2 protein-coding genes are annotated in these 1,077 nt (G+C 58.2%); one reads left to right on the top strand and one right to left on the bottom strand.

What is annotated here, in order from left to right; genetic code table 11:
• The first annotated feature begins 228 nt into the window (after positions 1-228).
• A complete protein-coding gene (locus K2F54_RS18875) occupies positions 229-486 on the top strand; it encodes a hypothetical protein (protein WP_220607395.1) in 258 nt (85 codons plus the stop codon).
• A gap of 35 nt (positions 487-521) precedes the next feature.
• Here K2F54_RS18875 and K2F54_RS18870 read toward each other — a convergent pair whose 3' ends face one another.
• Entirely contained in the window at positions 522-791 is a 270-nt protein-coding gene (locus K2F54_RS18870) for a hypothetical protein (protein ID WP_220607394.1), read from the bottom strand.
• Positions 792-1,077: the final 286 nt, after the last annotated feature.

Below are 1,077 nucleotides of genomic sequence, written 5' to 3'. Positions count from 1 at the left end.
GATTGCTGCCGAAGTCGCACGCGCCGCACATGAAGTGCAGTGTCTCCCAACCGACATGTCTCATAAGCCATGGGATACAAGACGCTGATTACCCCTCCGAGACAGGGCCAGCCACAAAGCTAGTCCGCCAAATATTGATCACAGACCGCCGTTACAAAGCGCCGAGGACACAGGACGTCTGGGGCGAGTAGGACAGGCGCTAGTGGCGGTCCGAGGTAGCCTGACCGCATGAGCGTCGTTGCGGTGGGTATTGATCCACGGGATACGAACTGGGAACAGGACCAGCCAACCTACCGTGTGTACTTCCACGACGAGAACGGTGCATCGGACGAGTGGCAGCTCACCGATGTTGATTCCGTCCACACAGTCGTGGGATGGGCTGAAAATAATGCGTCAGGCCGTACCTTCGTGGTTTATGTCGAGGTGCAGGTCCCACCGGGCACTGGGCTAATCCGGCTGGTAGGCCGGAACCCTAACGAGATGTAGCGTTCGGCCACCGATTGACGGCTACAAACTGCAGTTCAGTCGCGGGATGCCTCGTCGGAGAGCTTCAATCCATGAGCTTGGAGAGGATCCTCCCCGTCGAGAGTCATCGATGTTGTCGGTGCCGGGTCGAATTCCGCGGCGGCCCGCGCCTGAGTTCCGTTACCTGAATACACGTCTCGGAGAACACTTGCGGCGGCTCCGACCGGGGCGGCTGCTTCGCGCAGGCGCCGACGGCGAAGCCCTCGGATCAGAATCACCAACGCGAAGGCTAGGCCGATGGCGGCGATGAGAATGGCGTCGGACATCTATGTCCCCCGATCATCAATGTCTACTGAGTGCATCACGTCCGCTAAGGATTAGCAAGGAACCCTGAATGGACCGCCCGAAACCCAGGAGAGATGTGTCTCGTAACGCATCTGCTTCATAAGCCATGGGATATGAGACCTAAGGGATCGCCTGTCACACGACGAGCGGCTACCTGATTCGTCTCGCATCCTCACGTGTCTCGTATCGGTAGAGTTATAAGACACTAGATCGTGTTGCAGATAGGGCGCCCTTGTGGGCATTCAAATCGCGCGGGGTAAACGTGCA

The sequence above is a fragment of the Cryobacterium inferilacus genome, assembly GCF_019599185.1.
Lineage (GTDB): Bacteria > Actinomycetota > Actinomycetes > Actinomycetales > Microbacteriaceae > Cryobacterium > Cryobacterium inferilacus.
Note: the sequence above shows the minus strand (reverse complement) of the source record. Positions and strands in the feature narration are given on the sequence as shown.